At 65.7% G+C, this 14,644-nt stretch carries 14 protein-coding genes; 4 read left to right on the forward strand and 10 right to left on the reverse strand.

The features are described 5' to 3' along the window. Positions 1-26: 26 nt before the first annotated feature. From ACQR1W_RS13075 to ACQR1W_RS13085, 3 genes are read right to left on the reverse strand one after another with little or no spacing between them, the layout of a single operon-like run. Positions 27-1,349: an MFS transporter gene (locus ACQR1W_RS13075; RefSeq protein ID WP_434851171.1), complete on the reverse strand. Its 1,323-nt coding sequence runs from the start codon at positions 1,347-1,349 to the stop codon at positions 27-29. 25 nt (positions 1,350-1,374) lie between these two features. Then, positions 1,375-2,856, reverse strand: a complete 1,482-nt coding sequence (locus ACQR1W_RS13080) for an NAD(P)-binding domain-containing protein (protein WP_434851172.1) — start codon at positions 2,854-2,856, stop codon at positions 1,375-1,377. Further along, entirely contained in the window at positions 2,853-3,833 is a 981-nt protein-coding gene (locus ACQR1W_RS13085; protein WP_434851173.1) for a LysR family transcriptional regulator, read from the reverse strand. Before ACQR1W_RS13085 ends, ACQR1W_RS13080 begins: the two co-directional genes overlap by 4 nt. 128 nt (positions 3,834-3,961) lie before the next feature. Between ACQR1W_RS13085 and ACQR1W_RS13090 the strand changes: the two genes are divergently transcribed. The 3 genes from ACQR1W_RS13090 to ACQR1W_RS13100 are packed head-to-tail and all read left to right on the forward strand — an operon-like array spanning position 3,962 to position 6,179. Then, positions 3,962-5,122: a PLP-dependent cysteine synthase family protein gene (locus ACQR1W_RS13090; RefSeq protein WP_434851826.1), complete on the forward strand. Its 1,161-nt coding sequence runs from the start codon at positions 3,962-3,964 to the stop codon at positions 5,120-5,122. Continuing rightward, positions 5,119-5,610, forward strand: a complete 492-nt coding sequence (locus ACQR1W_RS13095; RefSeq protein ID WP_434851174.1) for a CMD domain-containing protein — start codon at positions 5,119-5,121, stop codon at positions 5,608-5,610. The genes ACQR1W_RS13090 and ACQR1W_RS13095 overlap by 4 nt, the downstream gene beginning before the upstream one ends. Next, entirely contained in the window at positions 5,607-6,179 is a 573-nt protein-coding gene (locus tag ACQR1W_RS13100; protein ID WP_434851175.1) for a peroxidase-related enzyme, read from the forward strand. Before ACQR1W_RS13095 ends, ACQR1W_RS13100 begins: the two co-directional genes overlap by 4 nt. Before the next feature lie 87 nt (positions 6,180-6,266). Here ACQR1W_RS13100 and ACQR1W_RS13105 read toward each other — a convergent pair whose 3' ends face one another. The 6 genes from ACQR1W_RS13105 to ACQR1W_RS13130 all read right to left on the reverse strand — a co-directional run bounded on the left by ACQR1W_RS13105 (position 6,267) and on the right by ACQR1W_RS13130 (position 10,771). Then, the gene (locus tag ACQR1W_RS13105) at positions 6,267-6,968 is read right to left on the reverse strand and encodes a hypothetical protein (RefSeq protein WP_434851176.1); all 702 of its coding nucleotides are present in this window, start codon (positions 6,966-6,968) and stop codon (positions 6,267-6,269) included. Between the two features lie 209 nt (positions 6,969-7,177). Continuing rightward, the gene (locus ACQR1W_RS13110; RefSeq protein WP_434851177.1) at positions 7,178-7,420 is read right to left on the reverse strand and encodes a hypothetical protein; all 243 of its coding nucleotides are present in this window, start codon (positions 7,418-7,420) and stop codon (positions 7,178-7,180) included. A 313-nt stretch (positions 7,421-7,733) separates the two neighbouring features. Then, positions 7,734-8,117: an MAPEG family protein gene (locus ACQR1W_RS13115; protein ID WP_434851178.1), complete on the reverse strand. Its 384-nt coding sequence runs from the start codon at positions 8,115-8,117 to the stop codon at positions 7,734-7,736. An 83-nt stretch (positions 8,118-8,200) separates the two neighbouring features. Next, entirely contained in the window at positions 8,201-9,445 is a 1,245-nt protein-coding gene (locus ACQR1W_RS13120; RefSeq protein ID WP_434851179.1) for an MFS transporter, read from the reverse strand. Between the two features lie 123 nt (positions 9,446-9,568). Next, positions 9,569-9,979, reverse strand: a complete 411-nt coding sequence (locus tag ACQR1W_RS13125) for a hypothetical protein (RefSeq protein WP_434851180.1) — start codon at positions 9,977-9,979, stop codon at positions 9,569-9,571. Positions 9,980-10,114: 135 nt separating this feature from the next. Further along, positions 10,115-10,771 (reverse strand): hypothetical protein, encoded by a 657-nt coding sequence (locus tag ACQR1W_RS13130; RefSeq protein ID WP_434851181.1) that lies wholly within the window; start codon positions 10,769-10,771, stop codon positions 10,115-10,117. Positions 10,772-11,498: 727 nt separating this feature from the next. On the opposite strand from ACQR1W_RS13130, the gene htpG reads away from it, so the two are divergent. Continuing rightward, the gene (gene htpG, locus ACQR1W_RS13135) at positions 11,499-13,373 is read left to right on the forward strand and encodes a molecular chaperone HtpG (RefSeq protein ID WP_434851182.1); all 1,875 of its coding nucleotides are present in this window, start codon (positions 11,499-11,501) and stop codon (positions 13,371-13,373) included. On the opposite strand, the gene ACQR1W_RS13140 is transcribed toward htpG, so the two are convergent. Further along, positions 13,370-14,395, reverse strand: a complete 1,026-nt coding sequence (locus ACQR1W_RS13140) for a Bug family tripartite tricarboxylate transporter substrate binding protein (protein ID WP_434851183.1) — start codon at positions 14,393-14,395, stop codon at positions 13,370-13,372. The genes htpG and ACQR1W_RS13140 overlap by 4 nt on opposite strands. Positions 14,396-14,644: the final 249 nt, after the last annotated feature.

The following is a 14,644-nucleotide window of genomic DNA, read 5'->3' on the forward strand; positions in this document are numbered from 1 at the left end:
TTGGCGGGATCGCCGCCGCAACCCTCTCAGTCGTTGGGCGTGCGCAGCGGAAGCGTTGCGGGCACGGGCGTCTCCACGACGATCTCCCGCGGATCGCCGCGCATGGCGATCACGGCGATGAGCCCGAGGCCGACCCCGATCATGACGTAGAAGATCGGCGCCAGCGGCGAGCCGGTCAGCGCGATCAGCCATGTCACGAAGAACTGCGCGAAGCCGCCGAAGATCAGCACCGCCACGTTGTTGACGATGGAGAGCGAGGTGGAGCGGATGCGCACCGGGAACAGCTCGACCAGCGTGGTGCAATAGACGCCGAGGAAGAAGGCGCCGAAGCATCCGATCACGATCTGGCAGACCAGCAGCTTGCCGATCGAGGGCGCCGCGATCACCCAGGCATAGAGTGGGTAGAGCAGCACGAAATAACCGATCAGCGACACCAGGAGCAGCGGCTTGCGCGGATAGCGGTCGGACACGGCGCCGGCGAGTGGCACGACGACGATCATCACCACCGCGGCGATCAGCTGTACCAGATAGCTCTGCATCAAGGGCAGCTTCAGCACCTCCTTGGCGTAGGTCACCGTGTAGCCGAAGGTGATGTAGAACGAGACGGCGCTCGCGACCACCATGCCCATGCCGATGAGATAATTGCGCCCCGGATATCTCAGCGCGGCCGCAAATCCCTCTCGGTGTGTTGCGGCCCTGATGCGGGACGACGCCTCCGGCTCGATGATCTTGGCGCGCATCACGAACAGGATCGGCACGATGGCGAGGCCGACGATGAAAGGAATGCGCCAGGCGCCGGCATTGAGCTGCTCCGGCGTGAACACCAGGGTGATGCCGGCGCCGAGTGTGGCGCCGAGCGCGTTGGCGATCAGCTGGCCGCCGATCTGCCAGGAGCCGAACAGACCGGTGCGGCCGGGCGGCGCGGCCTCGATCAAATAGGCGGTCGAGGTGCCGAACTCGCCGCCGACCGAGAAGCCCTGCAGCAGCCGCGCGATCAGCACGATGAACGGCGCGGCGAGGCCGGCCGTGGCATAGGTCGGTGTCAGCGCCAACAGCGCAACCGACAGCGCCATCAGCGCCATGCCGAGCGTCATCGCGGCCTTGCGTCCCTTGATATCGCCGAAATAGCCGAGCACCAGTCCGCCGACCGGCCGCATGAAGAAGCCGGTGCCGAACAGCGCGGTGGTCAACAGCAGCGCGTTGATCTCGCTGCCGGGCACCTTGGGATCGACCGGGAAGAACAGGGTCTTGATCACAGGCGTCATCAGCGCGAACACCGTGAAGTCGTACCATTCCATCGCATTGCCGGCGATGGCCGCAACGATGGCCGTTTTGTTGGTCGTCTGCATGGGCGCGTGCCTGTTCGGTTCGGGGTCAGGTTGAAGCGTCGAGCGCGGCCGGCTGCGGCGCGGACGGGGCATCGGCATCGCGCCATTCGTGGCCGAGGATCTCCGGCGTTGCGAAGGCCTTCAGGTTCTCGAAATGCCGCTCGCGATCATCAACAAACAGCCGCCGCACGATGCCGCGGGCCAGCCGGTCGGCGCCTTCGCTGATGGCGGGAATGTCGCCGGAGAGCTTGCCGTGGCTGAGCGTTGCCGGATAGTTGAAACAGTGCAGGCGCGACAGCGCGGGGCAGGCGCCGGGCACTTTCTCCAGGAATTCGAAAGCCTCGCCGAGATCGGGCGAGGTCTCGAGCTCTGCGTTCTCCATCCCCTTCGGGCTCGGAAAGCGGTCGCGCCAGAAGCGGATGTGAGGCGCGAATTCGGCGAGCTCAGGCCGCAGCGCAAGGTCGACCTTGAAGCCGGTGCCGAAGATGAGGAAGTCGATCTCGTAGCGCCCCTTCGGCGTGGTGACCACGACATGATCATCGATTTCGGTGAGATCGGTGATCGGGCTCGCCAGGTGAAAATGCGCCTGCGGAAACGCCGATACACGCAGCACCGAGGGGCGTGGCGGCGGTGTCTGCGCGTTCAATGTGTGATCGAGGAAACGCCATTTCCATTCGTCGGGCAGGCCGGCAAAGCCGTGCACCACGCCCTGGCTGCCGATGCCGGTGAACTTGTTGATGCGCGGAATGTCGCCCCGGCGGATGAACAGATCGAGCCGCGCAGCACCGGCCTCGAGCGCCACTGCCGCATTGTCCATCGCGGAGGCGCCGGCGCCGACCACGGCGACGCGCTTGCCTGCAAGCCGCGCGAAATCGATCATGTCGGCAGTGTGGGCCCAGAAACGGGGATCGATCCGCGCAGCGATTTCCGGCACGTAGGGACCGCCGAGACCGTCGCGCCCGGTGGCGAGCACGATGTGACGGGCAAGGATCTGCCGCGTCGCACCGGCCTCGCTGATGTCGAGCGCCAGCAGGTCATCGCCGCGCGGCTGAATTCCCGCAACGGCAACCTCGTTGCGGACCGGCAGATTGAGCACCTTGCGGTACCAGGTCAGATAATCCATCCACAGCGTGCGCCGCGCGCGGTCGAGCGTCCGCCAGGCTTCGCGCCCGTATTGCGCCTCGTAGAAGGCGCGGAAGGTGAGCGCCGGCAGGCCCATCGCCGGGCCGGTCAGTTCCTTCGGCGACCGCAGTGTGAGCATGCGGGCATAGGTGACCCACGGTCCTTCCTGGCCGGCCTTGGCACGGTCCAGCACGACATGATTGTCGACGCCGAGACGCGTGAGCATCGCAGAGGCCACGAGGCCGGCCATGCCGCCGCCGACGATCACGACGTCGGTCACGTCCTGCCCATCGACCACGCGACGCGGCACCCATGATTTGGCGGGCCACTCGAGCCAGGCGAGGTCCTGGCGCAGGCGGGCTTCCAGTGCGGCGAGGCCCGCGGCGTCGGGGGACATCATCGTCATCGGTCGGCTCTCTCGAATTGATCGGTGTCGTCGGTCGCCTCGGTGAAGGCGACGCTGCCCTCGTGCAGCCGCGCGCCGGGCATCAAGCTCACGGCCGCGCGTAGCGCGGCGTTGAGCGCGGTAAGGGTCGGGGTGAGTTCGCGTCCGGCCGGCGAAATCGCCGCGAACAGGAACGGGATCTCGACGTCGAGCCGCCGCGTCACGACGCCGGCCATCTCGAGGCTTGCGGTCGCAACCGGCTCGACGATGGCGACGCCGAGCGACTGCTTGGCCATGGCGACCGCGGTCAGCGAGGCGTTGGTCTCGATCATTTCCTGCGGCCTGACGCCGGCGCGCTCCAGCGCGTCCTCGACCCGACGCCGCAGCCGATAGGGATTGGCCATGGTCAGGAGCCTGCGGCCGGCGAGATCCTTGAGCCGGATCACCTTCTTCTTGGCGAGCGGGTGATCGGCGGCCAGACACGCCACGCACGGCACTTCGCAGACCCACTGCACGTCGAGGCCAGGATGCTGGATCGGCAGGCTGGCCAAGCCGAAATCGACCGACTGCGACAGCACGGACTGCGCGACATTCTCCGCCGAGAGCGACTGCACGTGGACATGGCCCGGCAGTAGGTCGCCATTGATGGCGGCGAGCGCGACCGGGACGATTCCTGCAGCGAGTGCCGGGATCGCGGCCAGACTGAGCACGGGCAGGGCGCCGGCGCCGATCGCTGCGGCGCGTTCGCGGACATGCTTCAGCCCAAGCAGGAGCCGCTCGACCTCGGCATGGAACAGCACGCCCTTCTGCGTCGGCGTGATCCGCGGGCCGTTGCGCGAGAACAAGAGATAGCCGACATCGGCCTCCAAATCCTGGATCTGCCGCGTCACCACGGGCTGCGAGCGTCCCAGCAGCTTCGCGGCGGCCGTGATGCTGCCGGCGGACATTACCGCGGCAAAGGCTTCGAGCAGCCGGATGTCGATCACGTCATCATGCATTCCAGGCATTATGCACCCGCATTGATTTGCTTGAAGCATAAAGTTTAGCCGGCCCCTGCCGGATCATTCATCAGAAGAATGACAGATAAGTCTTGATGCGAAAATTGTATTATGGTCCCTTGCGGCTCATGTCGACACCCCTTTCCGCCTTGCACCAAGCTGCCGCCGGACCGAGCTTCCGCCGCGGCTGGGCCGACGATGCGGTAGCTGCGATCGAAGCCGACCAGTGCCGCACCGCGGACACGCATCTGATCCGGCTGATCGTGCCGGCGCTTAAGGGCATCGACATCTATCTGAAGGACGAGTCGACCCATCCGACCGGCAGCCTGAAGCATCGGTTGGCGCGCTCGCTGTTTCTCTATGCGCTCTGCAACGGCCATATCCGCGAGGGGGCGCCGGTGGTCGAGGCGTCGTCCGGCTCGACCGCGGTGTCGGAGGCTTATTTCGCGCAGATGATCGGGGTGCCGTTCTACGCGGTGATGCCGCGCACCACCTCGGCCGAGAAGATCGCCGCGATCGCGCATTATGGCGGCAACTGCCACCTGATCGACGATGGGCGCGCGCTCTACGCCGAGGCCGCCGCGCTCGCCGACCGCCTCGGCGGCCACTACATGGACCAGTTCACCTTCGCCGAGCGCGCGACCGACTGGCGCGGCAACAACAACATCGCCGAATCGATCTTCAACCAGCTCGCCGGCGAGCGACACCCGGTGCCGGAGTGGATCGTGATGGGCGCCGGCACCGGCGGCACCTCGGCAACAATCGGGCGCTATCTGCGCTACCGCCGCTATCCGACCCGGCTGTGTGTCGCCGATGTCGAGCATTCGGCCTTCTTCGATGCCTTCTGCAGCGGCGACTGCGCACGGGTGTGCGAGCGGCCGTCGCTGATCGAAGGTGTGGGGCGGCCGCGCTGCGAACCGTCCTTCGTGCCGGGCGTGGTCGATCGCATGATGAAGGTGCCGGATGCGGCCTCGATCGCGGCGATGAACGTGCTGACGCGGCGGCTGCCGCGCGCGGTCGGCGGCTCGACCGGGACCAACTTCCTGCCGCTATGCCGGCTTGCGGCGGAGATGCACCGCGCCGGCCAGACCGGATCACTGGTGACGCTGATCTGCGATTCCGGCGAGCGCTATCGCCAGAGCTACTACGAGCCGGGTTGGCTGGCGGGGCGCGGGCTGGATCCCGCGCCTTACGAAGCTGCGCTGACAGCCTTTCTGCAGACGGGCGCGCCGCTGACCATCTCGGTGCAGGATGCGGACAATCCCTGTCATTCGCGAGGAGACGTATGACCACGCTGATCGAAAAGCTTGCCGGCGTGCCGCCGGATTCCAAGCTCGGGGCGGCGCTCAAGGTGCGCGCCGAGGTGCTGCGCCTGAGCGAGGCGGCGCATGATGCCGTGCTGGTGCCGCGCGAGCCCGGTGGTCTGAGCCACGCGCTGCGGGCGGCGCTGGCGTCGCGGATGTGCCGTCATCTGGGCAATGCTGCGCTGGTTGCGCATTACGACGGCTACCTCGCGCATGGCGGGGATGCCGAGGTCGCGCCGCTCGCGCTTCCCGGCGGCTCAATCGGCGATCCGCGGCAGGACGCGATGGCCCGTCACGCCGACATGCTGACGCTGGCACCGCGCGAGGCGACGCGCGGCGACATCGAGGCGTTGAAAGCCGCCGGCGTGAGCGAGCCAGATATCGTCCGGCTCTCCGAACTCGCCGCTTTCGTGAACTACCAGCTGCGCGTGATCGCCGGCTTGATGCTGTTGAAGGAGGTCGAGGGGCGATGAAAAAGCCGGTTCACGAATTCACGGCTGACGTTCCCGAATGGTCGCCTTACGTGACCCCGGTCGATTTCGAGACGGCCACGCCGGAGCAGCGCGCGGCCATGAAGATCACGCCGTCCAACAAGGGCGTCTCGGCCTACGTTCTGACGCTGGCGCACGATCCGGAATCGCTCGATGTTCGTTCGCCGCTGTTCAACCTGATCATGTACGGCAAGGACGGCCTTGTCTCCGCGGAGCGCGAGCTCGGCGCGACCGCCGCGTCCGTCGTCAACCGCTGCATCTATTGCACGGCGGTGCACACCTCGCGCTTCCTCAATCTGACCAAGCGCACCGACGTGGTCGACGCGATCTTTGCCGACGAGCGCAACGCCAGGCTCGAGCCGCGCCACCAGGCGCTGTTCGACTTCGCCGCCAAGCTGTCGACGACGCCGATCGAGGCCGGCGCCGACGATGCCGCCAAGTTGAAGGAGGTCGGGCTCGGCGAGCTGGAACAGCTCGATCTCGTGCTGTCGGCCGCGATCTTCGGCTGGGCCAACCGGCTGATGCACACGCTCGGCGAACCGCTGGCCTGACCGGGCCGGTGTCCTGATGCGAACCGCACTGCGCTGTCGCGGCAATTTGCGCCGCACGGCTTGCCGCCCGGTTCTGGCCGGCGCGGGCTATTTCTTCCAGAGCGAGACCGCAGCCTTCAGGATCGTGTCGCCATAGCCGTCGGCGAAGTCGCGCACCGCGAGCCGGATGCCTTCCACCGAAAAGCCGCTGCGCCACAGTGCGGGATCCTCGACGATCTTCTGTTTCCAGAACAGGAAGGCGTGATCGAAACTGTCCTGGCTGTTGTAACGCGACATATCGACGACCAGCACCAGCTTGTCCGGAACGCCACGCGTGTTCGACGGCGACCAGCCGATCAGGAACGGGCCCTCTTCGCCGAAGGTCGCGCCCTGCTTCCCGGCATCGGCGATCGCGGAGTCGCCGCCAAACAGGTCGTAATGGTCGATCGCGAAATTGCAGTCATCTTTGACGGCCTCCGCCGCGGCCGGGTTGTCCAGCGGCCAGATCGTCAGCATCTGGTCGCTGACGGCAACGCTGCTCGGGATCAACGCTTGCGGTGGGATCGAGGCGACGAAGGAGGTGCAGGCCATCAGCAGGCGGCTGCGGGTCGCGGGCGTCGGCCGTGCGCGGAACGCGACCACGCCATAGGCTCCGATCGACGGCGGCGGAATATCGGCGCTGCGCAGATAGGCGCGCACCGGGACCAGGTGCCCAACGTCGGTCAGCGTGCCCGTGCTATGTGATGCACCGCCCCCGGCGTCGAACGGCAGCAGATGGCCGATCGCGCCGCCGGTTGTTGCTTGTGGCAATGGCGGAGGGCGATACTCGTGCTCGAAACGCGACCTCAACTCTGAGTCCCGCTTCGCCCTGTCTGCGGGGCTTGAGGGAGAGACGCGCTTCACACATGTGCCGGAGATCTCCTCCTCGTCGGGCGCGCAGGTCAGCGCCTGGCCGGGGCGCGGCACCGCCAGAAGCAGCAGAAGCGCGCAGCCGAGGACCGATGGTGCGATTCTGCCCATTAGCCGCGCCCTTTGGTTTTGCGGCGGCCGGCGTCAAGCTGTCCGGCGCGCGGCGCCGGTCCCGAAGCAAGCAATGCGGCAAGCCGGATGAACAGGGCGCCGAACGCGTTGACGACCAGAACCACGCAGACCACGACGAAGGTGGTGCCGCCTGCGGTGACCGGCTGTAACCAGGCGACCGCCGCGATCGCAAAGGCAATTCCGACTACCGAAAGAATGGTATGCTGCTGCAAGACACCCATTGCACTTGTCCGGCAATTGTCGCGCGCGGCCGCCACGAAGGCACGCGACGTGACATCGAAAGGGCGCCGGCGATGCAGCATTCGCGCCGCATCGGGCTCAATAAATCGCTGAAATCGAAAGGATACTAAACCGAGGGATGTGGTGAAGACAAGACAGCAGCACGCCGTCCGCCGGCCTGCGCGCTGAAGCAGATCGAGCTGCTTCAGCGGAGCTCGCGCGGTCGGTCGCGATTCGTCTGCAGGGCCAGCCGGCCGAAGCAGGCGTCGCGACGAGCCGCTGCTCTGATGCCGCTCCTGTCGAGAAACAATGCTCTCACACCACAAGCGCGGCAGCGAGCACGAGTCCGCAAAAATAAGTGAAGAACGCGCCCGCGAAGCGCAGCGGGTTGGCCCGGTTGAGCGGGCCACCCCACAACAGCCCTGCCACGATCAGGAAGCGTGCGGCGGTGGCGATCACGATCACGGTGTTGATCCAGGCCGGCGCGCCATGCGCGGCGTACCACAGGAACATTGCCGCGAAGAACGGCGCATATTCCGCGGTATTGCCATGCGCCCGTACGGCGCGGTGGATCGGGTCGGTCGGCCCGGTGTCGTGGCCGATGCCCTTGGCGTGGCGCCGCCGTGCGATCGAAACGTTGAGGCCCAGTCCGAACAGCAGCAGGCCGAGCAATGCGGTGCAGGTCGTGGCGATGGTCACGGTCAAATCCCCCAATCTGACAGATAAGTCTGACAGACAACGGGAGAGATAGCAGGATCGCACGCAGACTCGCTAGCGGCCGCTCAATCCACGAACCTGATACCGCGCGCCTCGCGCCCCAGTGCGGTGAGCACCGCAATCACGATCGCGACCACAGCGGCCACGCCGGCGAGTGCGAACGCATAGTTGCCGCCGTAGTGCGCCGCGATACCGGCCTGCAGCGGCGCGTTCACCGAGGCGATGAGATTGCCGAGCTGATAGACGAAGCCGGGGAAGGTGCCGCGGGCGTCAGATGGCGACAGCTCGTTCAGATGCACCGGGATCACGCCCCAGGCGCCTTGCACCATGAACTGCATCAGGAAGGCGCCGGTCGCGAGCAGCGCGATGCTGCCGCCATAGGCCCAGAGCGGAATGACGGGCAGCGACAGGATGGCCGCGATGACGATGCAGCGGCGCCGGCCATACCGCTCAGACAGTACGCCGAACAGCAATCCGCCGCAGATGGCGCCGAGATTGTAGATGATCGCGACCAGGCTGACCTCATGCGCCGAAAGCTTGTGCTGCAGCTCGAGGAAGGTCGGGTAGATGTCCTGGGTGCCGTGGCTGAAGAAATTGAACGCGGTCATCAGCACCACGGCATAGAGGCCGAGGCGCCAGTGCTGGCGCAGCAGCTGCAGCATATCCGGGCGCTTCGCGGCGCGGCTTCGCTCGAAAACGGGGGATTCCGGAACGTTGCGACGGATGTAGAACACGAGCAGCGCCGGAATCACGCCGACCATGAACATGCCGCGCCAGCCGATCACGGAGAAGAGGAGGCCGTAGACGATCGAGGCCAGAAAGTAGCCAGTCGGATAGCCGGACTGCAAAAGGCCGGACACGAACCCCCGTGCGTGCGGCGGGATCGATTCCATCGCGAGCGAGGCGCCCACGCCCCATTCGCCGCCCATTGCGATGCCGTAGAGCGCCCGCAGCACGAGCAGCGCGGTCAGGCTTGGCGCGAAGCCGGAGGCAAATTCGAGGATCGAATAGAGCAGCACGTTGACCATCAAGGCCGGCCGGCGACCCCAGCGGTCGGCGGCGCGGCCGAACAGCAGCGCTCCGATCGGCCGCATCGCGAGCGTCAGCAGGATGGCAAAGCTGACGTCGGCGACCTCGGTGTGAAATTCGGCCGCAATGTCCTTGAGCACGAAGACGAGCAGAAAGAAGTCGAACGCGTCGAGCGTCCAGCCCAGAAAGCTGGCCGCGACGACGTGCTTCTGTTCGCCGGTCCAGCCGGCCAGCGGCCCAGCGACGTCGGATGCGGGAACGTTGTCGGCGATCGTCCGCATTCGGCGGCAGTCCTTGTCGTCGTGGCGCGACAATCATTTTGCGGCGCTGCGGCGCCCACGGGCCGCGTGCCAGGCGCCGCCATCATTGGCGCGCGCCTGACGCCTGTGCGCCGTCATTGGCATTCAAGGCTGCGTCGCACGCAGCTCGATCGTCACCGGCGCGGCGGTGCGCTTGGTGGCCGGCTCGGCCGGCAGCTGCAGCACGCGGGCGCGCTGGCCGGTGGCGAGATCGGTGACCTTGACGATCCGGCCGTTGGCGAATTCCAGCGCGTCGTGATGTTCGGTCGGCTTGTTGGTGTCGACCTTGCGGAAACGGGCCAGCTGCGCGCCGACCTTGCGGCGGAAGAACAGGCCCTTGATGCGGACGTCGTCCTCGAAGGCGAGCTCGGTACCCGGACGCAGGCACACCGCGGTCAAAGGATCTTCTTTGCTGCAGAAGCCGCGGGTCTCGGTGCCTGGGAAGCGGCAGGAGACCAGCACGTCCGAAATTTCGGCATCGCGGGACGAAACGGTATGCAAGCTGTAGTCACACATGGGGAGAAGCTCCTAATGCCACCAGCACTAAAGGCCGCAACGGCAGACATTGAGAGTTGTTCCATGTAGAGTGATGCTTTCAGGCTGGCCACCACTCCCGCCGCCGGCGGCGGCGGAAGCGGTATGGATGCGCCCTCAGGTCAGGTGCGCCGCTTCCTCGGCGTCGACCTCGTCATCGGCCGCGCCCCAGTGCGAGGCGTCCTTGATGGTCGGATCGATCAACTCGCCGCGGGCGAGCGCCAAGGGGGACTTCCAATAGAGCGCGATGTTGTGGAACGGGTCGCTCAGCACCTTGAGCGCCCAGATCAGCCCGGTCGCGGCGTCCTTGATCGCGAACAGCTGGATCACCCGGAACAGGCCACCGCCGATCCCGACGGCGAGCCAGAGCAGGCCGACATGACGGACGAAGTCCATCCGGCTGGTGGGCTCGGCGAACAGGCCGAACAGGGTCGGGAAGACGAACAGCATGACCGGGACCATGCCCCACACCAGCAGCAGCACGATCTTGCGCTTCTGGTTGTAGCCGACCTTGACGGCTTCCTTGTACTCGTTGGTCACGTCGTTGACCGCGTCGTAGCCGTTCGGCTCGAAGAAGAAATGACCGGTCTGCCGTGTCAGCATCGCGAGCCATCCGAGCAGTCCGGCCATCGCCGGATCCTTGAACAGGAGCGCGTAGGTGACCAGGAAGATCACGGCGCTGATCAGGTGCAGCGTCTGATTGATCCGGCTCTGATGATAGTAGCGGTAGTCGTCGAAGCGTTGCGTCTGCAGGGTCTTGTTGAAGCTCGCCATGCGAATCCCCGTGCCGTTGTGGAGTGCGGCGCGAGGCGTAAGCCGCTTCAGTGAAGCTTGCGTGACATTATGATGTTGTCACAATGAAACCGGCGGCATGAAGTTATTTGTTGCATATGCAACGAATTGGCGCGTAGGGCAGGGGCGGGCCATCGGATAAAATGCCCGGAGGCGCTGAGATCAGTCATTGATCCATGTCAAAGAGCTGCGAGAAATCGGGCTGCCCCTCTCGAAAATCGGCTGCGGCTTGCGGGGCCGGCTTCCGACTGAGCGGACAGGGTGATTGTGTGGGCGGATCAGATCGGGCCTGAGGTTCTTCCCGCGATGCGAAGCATCGTCCGCAGACGCGCAAGTTCCTTCTGCACTGTTCGCGGCCCGCCTCGCTGTCGCTCAGCTGGTTGGGGGCGGGGCCATCGCTAATGGCTGAAAACAGGCTGGCGCAGTTTTCTTCACGGCCATCGTTCGAGACGCCCGTCTACCGCGGGCTCCTCGGGATCACGGCATTTTCGCAGTCAGATCGAAGGCCCGCATGGTGAGGACGCGGCGAAGCCGCGCGTCTCCGGACGATGCTCCGCATCGCTGGGAGGCCCGGCCTCCTTGAGGCCATATGCGATCGGCCTGGGCTGTGCGGGAGACATCGTCCCGCCTGCATGGGTGGGGTCCCAAGGCTTGATCTCGATGGTTGTCGCGCTATATCGACGGCACCTTCCAATCCATGGGCAGACGCATGACGATGACCGACACCGCCGCCGTGTCCCACCGCTTTCAAGCCGAGGTTTCCGAGCTGCTGCACCTGATGGTGCACTCGGTCTATTCCGAGACCGAGATCTTTCTGCGCGAGCTGATTTCCAACGCCTCCGACGCCTGCGACAAGCTGCGCTACGAGGGAATCGCGAAGCCCGAGCTGATCGGCGACGGCGAGGCCCCGAAGATCCGCATCATCCCGAACAAGGCCGCCGACACCCTGACCGTCGCCGACACCGGCATCGGCATGGACAAGGAGGAGCTGGTCGAGCATCTCGGCACCATCGCCCGCTCCGGAACCAAGGCATTCGTCTCACGGCTCGCCGAGGCCAAGGACGGCGCCGGGCTGATCGGACAGTTCGGCGTCGGCTTCTATTCGGCCTTCATGGTTGCAGACCGCATCGTCGTGATCAGCCGTCGCGCCGGAACCGACGAGGTGTGGACCTGGACGTCGTCGGGGGGCGCCGGGTTCGAGATCGCGCCGGCCTCCGAGGAGGATGCCAAGCGCGTGACCCGCGGCACCGAGATCGTGCTGCATCTCAAGGAGGACGCGAAGAAATATCTCGAGGCCCATGAGATCGAGCGGATCGTCACCGCCTATTCCGATAACATCCAGTTTCCCATTCTGCTCGTGCCCGAGGAGGGCGAGCCGCGCCAGATCAATTCGGCCAGCGCGCTCTGGCAGCGCTCGAAATCCGAGCTGACCGCCGAGGACTACAAGCAGGCCTACAAGTCGATCGCGAACGCGTTCGACGAGCCCGCGATGACCTTGCATTATCGCGCCGAAGGCCGCTATTCCTACGCCGTTCTGCTGTTTGCGCCCTCGACCAAGCCGTTCGACCTGTTCGAGCCGGCGCGCAAGGGCAAGGTGAAACTGTATGTGCGGCGCGTCTTCATCACCGACGATGCCGATCTGCTGCCGGCCTACCTGCGCTTCATCCGCGGCGTGATCGACAGCGAGGATCTGCCGCTCAACATCTCCCGCGAGATGCTGCAGAACAACCCGCAGCTGGCGCAGATCCGCAAGGCCGTGACAGGGCGGGTGATCAGCGAGCTGGAGCAACTTGCTGAGAAGGACGCCGACAATTTCGACAAGATCTGGGACGCGTTCGGCGCCGTCATCAAGGAAGGGCTCTATGAGGACTACGAGCGTCGCGACAAGCTGCTGGCGCTGTCACGCTTCACGACCACCACGGGCGAGCGGCGTTCGCTGAAGCAATATGTCGCCGACTTCAAGCCGAACCAGACCGAGATCTATTTCCTGGTCGGCGACAGCGTCGAGCGGCTGAAGTCCAATCCCCGGCTGGAGGCAGCCAACGCGCGCGGCATCGAGGTGCTGCTGTTGACCGACCCGGTCGATGCCTTCTGGACCTCGTCGCGGCTCGACTATGACGGCAAGCCGCTGAAGTCGCTGAGCCAGGGCGACATCGATTTCGACCTGATTCCGGTCACGGAGGAGAAGGCCGAGGACGAGGCCAAGCCTGCCGCTAATGAGGCCGAGACCATCGCGCTGATCAAGGCGAGCCTCGGCGATCGCGTCACCGATGTGAAGGTCTCGACCCGGCTGACCACGAGCGCCTCGTGCCTCGTTGCCGGCAGTCATGGCCCGGACCGCGAGCTGGAGCGCATCCTGTCGCAGCAGGCGCGCGGCGCGCGGTCGAAGCCGATCCTCGAGATCAATCTGCGCCATCCGCTGGTGGTGGCGCTTGCCAACGCTGCCGCCGACAAGGCCAAGGTCGACGACATGGCGTTCCTGCTGCTGGAGCAGGCCCAGATTCTCGACGGCGAATTGCCGGAGGACCCTGCGGCGTTTGCAGCGCGGCTCAACCGGCTGGTGGTCCAGGGAGTGGCCGGCTAATCGGTCTTGTGGACATCCAGCAGCGCGACGATGTCGCGCCAGCGGGCGATCTCCGCGGTGAACAATGCGCCGTATTCCTGGGCGTTGCCCGAAAGCGGAATCGCCCCGAGCTCGGCATAGTGCCGGCGGATGGCAGGATCGGCCAGCGCCGCGTTGATCTCGCCGTTCAGGAGGTCGACGATCGGCTGTGCCGTGCCGCGCGGGACAGCCACGCCGTAGAAGCCGGACACATCGAAGCCCGGCAACACGTCGGCGATCGGCGGCAGGTCGGGCGTCGCGCTTGATCGGTCCTGGGTGGTCACCGCCAGGGCGCGGACCTGGCGAGCTTGCAGCATCTCCAGGGCGGAGGCCGTGTTGTCGAAGGCGGCGTGAACATGGCCCGAGGCGACGTCGACCAAAGCGGGAGTCGAGCCGCGATAGTGGACCACGGTCCACTTGATACCAGCCTTGCTGCGAAACAGTTCGGCCGCCAGGTGCTGGACGGTGCCGGCGCCTGCGGTCGTCACGCTGAGCTTGCCTGGGTTGGCCCTGGCATAGGCCAGAAACTCCGCCATGTTGTGCACGGGCAGGTCGTTGTTGACCAGCAGCAACAGGGGCATCCGGGCCATGCCGGCGACCGGCGTGAGATCTTTGGTCACGTCGAACGGCAGCGACGGATCGAACGAGGCCCCGATGACATTGGCGGTCGACGTTGCCAGGATCGTGTAGCCGTCCGGCGCGGCCTCGATCACACTGCGGGTCGCGACGTTGCCGCCGGCGCCCGGCCGGTGTTGCAGCGCGAACGGCTGGCCGAGCCGCGCCGTCAGCCGCTCGCAAAGTCCCGTCGACAATTGGTCGGTCGCGCCACCCGGCGCGAAGGGGATGACCCAGGTGACCGGTCGGGACGGATAGGATTGCGCCCATGCCGCGACCGTGCGCGCGAGTGGACTCGCGGCCAATGCGGACCAGGCTGCAGAGCGCAGCCAGGCGCGTCTGGTCAGTGTAACATCCTTGACGGCTTCCGTTACCGATCCCTTGGGCATGCCAGCCTTCACATTGGCAGGTTTCGCCGATCTACATCCTACATGCGATTTTCCCTCAACTTCGTAAAAGACCCATATCGGATCATGAGTGGTGGACTCGGTCCGGATTAATCTTACTGAGTCACAACCGCGAGACGTAGCGTGCGTCACCTCCGTGCCGGGGCGATGCGACAGCATCGAGCGGTCGCGCGCATGGCGCACCTGAGAATCTCGAGATTCCGGGTTCAGCCCTCCGCACAAAATGGCTTT

The organism is Bradyrhizobium sp. HKCCYLS1011 (assembly GCF_051167795.1).
GTDB lineage: Bacteria > Pseudomonadota > Alphaproteobacteria > Rhizobiales > Xanthobacteraceae > Bradyrhizobium.

Bases quoted from the DNA above. Each gene is read 5' to 3' on its own strand.
- ACQR1W_RS13075 (WP_434851171.1), bottom strand. From the start codon at position 1,349: ATGCAGACGACCAACAAAACGGCCATCGTTGCGGCCATCGCCGGCAAT.
- ACQR1W_RS13080 (WP_434851172.1), bottom strand. From the start codon at position 2,856: ATGACGATGATGTCCCCCGACGCCGCGGGCCTCGCCGCACTGGAAGCC.
- ACQR1W_RS13085 (WP_434851173.1), bottom strand. From the start codon at position 3,833: ATGCATGATGACGTGATCGACATCCGGCTGCTCGAAGCCTTTGCCGCG.
- ACQR1W_RS13090 (WP_434851826.1), top strand. From the start codon at position 3,962: ATGTCGACACCCCTTTCCGCCTTGCACCAAGCTGCCGCCGGACCGAGC.
- ACQR1W_RS13095 (WP_434851174.1), top strand. From the start codon at position 5,119: ATGACCACGCTGATCGAAAAGCTTGCCGGCGTGCCGCCGGATTCCAAG.
- ACQR1W_RS13100 (WP_434851175.1), top strand. From the start codon at position 5,607: ATGAAAAAGCCGGTTCACGAATTCACGGCTGACGTTCCCGAATGGTCG.
- ACQR1W_RS13110 (WP_434851177.1), bottom strand. From the start codon at position 7,420: ATGGGTGTCTTGCAGCAGCATACCATTCTTTCGGTAGTCGGAATTGCC.
- ACQR1W_RS13120 (WP_434851179.1), bottom strand. From the start codon at position 9,445: ATGCGGACGATCGCCGACAACGTTCCCGCATCCGACGTCGCTGGGCCG.
- ACQR1W_RS13125 (WP_434851180.1), bottom strand. From the start codon at position 9,979: ATGTGTGACTACAGCTTGCATACCGTTTCGTCCCGCGATGCCGAAATT.
- ACQR1W_RS13130 (WP_434851181.1), bottom strand. From the start codon at position 10,771: ATGGCGAGCTTCAACAAGACCCTGCAGACGCAACGCTTCGACGACTAC.
- htpG (WP_434851182.1), top strand. From the start codon at position 11,499: ATGACGATGACCGACACCGCCGCCGTGTCCCACCGCTTTCAAGCCGAG.
- ACQR1W_RS13140 (WP_434851183.1), bottom strand. From the start codon at position 14,395: ATGCCCAAGGGATCGGTAACGGAAGCCGTCAAGGATGTTACACTGACC.